Origin of the sequence: Amycolatopsis sp. NPDC058278, from assembly GCF_042881395.1 — a bacterium.
GTDB lineage: Bacteria > Actinomycetota > Actinomycetes > Mycobacteriales > Pseudonocardiaceae > Amycolatopsis.
Window position 1 is genome coordinate 1 of the sequence record NZ_JBHVXZ010000282.1, and the last position, 1245, is coordinate 1245.

Sequence of the window (1245 nt, forward strand, 5' to 3'; positions counted from 1 at the left end):
AACGCCCGGTCCCATTCCGAACCCGGAAGCTAAGCCTGACAGCGCCGATGGTACTGCAACCGAAGGGTTGTGGGAGAGTAGGACACCGCCGAACTTACCTTCCGTACGGCCCGTTAGGATAGCCAGTTGGCTGCCCTGACGGGCCGTACGCGTATGTCCAGAACAAGATTTTTTCCATGGCAGGAGGCCAGGTGTCCGAGTTCGGTCGACGAGACTCAAGCGATGATGGGTCCGGCCGGTCGGCACGCCGGGACGAAGGCTCCCGGGGCCGGTCGGACGGATCCGGGGGAGACCGGCGCGGCGCGCGGCAGGACCGCGGCGGCCGCGACAGCACTCACCAGGGACGGCCGCGCCGTGACGACCGCGGGGTCCGCGGCGGCGGCAAGCCCTTCCGCGGCGGCGACGGGCCCCGCGACCGCGACCAGCGCGGAGGAACCGCAGGTCAGAGCCGCACCGGCGGCCGGAGCTTCAGCGACCGTGACGACCGCAAGGGCGGTTACGGCAACCGCGACTCCGGCAGCCGGCCGGGAGGCAGCCGCTTCTCCGACGGCCCCAGCCGCTCCGGCGGCGGCCGCTCCGACGACCGTGGCGTCGGCCGGCCGGGCAGCCGGTACGAAGACCGGGGCAACAGCCGTTCGGGCACCCGCAACGACAGCTCGGGCCGTGGCTACGAAGACCGGGGCGGCCGGCCGCAGGGCAAGTCGTCCTACGGCGACCGCAAGCCCCGCTGGGAGGACCGCGGCGGTTCCGGCCGCCGCGACGACGACCGCGGCAGCCGCCCGGGAGGCTTCCGTTCGGACGACCGCGGCCGCAGCGGACACGACCGCGACGATTCGCGCGGCGCCCGGACGGGTGGTTTCCGCTCGGGTGGCAGCGACCGACGCGATGACTCCCGTGGTGGTTACCAGCGCCGCGATGACCGCGGCGGCAGCACGGGCGGTTTCCGCTCGGGCGACCGGGACCGTCGCGACGGTTCGAGTGGCGGCTACCAGCGCCGCGACGACGACCGCGGCGCCCGCACCGGCGGCTTCCGCTCCGATGACCGAGGCCGCGGCGGCAGTGACCGCGGTGGCAGCGACCGCGGCGGCAGCACCGGTGGCTTCCGTTCCGATGACCGGAGCCGTGGCGGCAGTGACCGTCGCGATGACCGCGGTGGCAGCACGAGCGGCTTCCGTTCGGATGACCGAGGCCGTGGCGGCAGTGACCGGGGCGGCAGCACGGGTGGCTTCCGCTCCGATGACAAGG

Annotated in this window: 1 rRNA gene and 1 pseudogene; one reads left to right on the plus strand and one right to left on the minus strand. The window is 73.7% G+C overall.

The features are described from left to right. A 5S ribosomal RNA gene (rrf, locus tag ACFVYA_RS49980) occupies window positions 1-94 on the plus strand; the annotation flags it as partial. A 121-nt stretch (window positions 95-215) separates the two neighbouring features. Here rrf and ACFVYA_RS49985 read toward each other — a convergent pair. Next, window positions 216-1245 (minus strand): annotated as a pseudogene (locus ACFVYA_RS49985) (hypothetical protein); the annotation flags it as partial.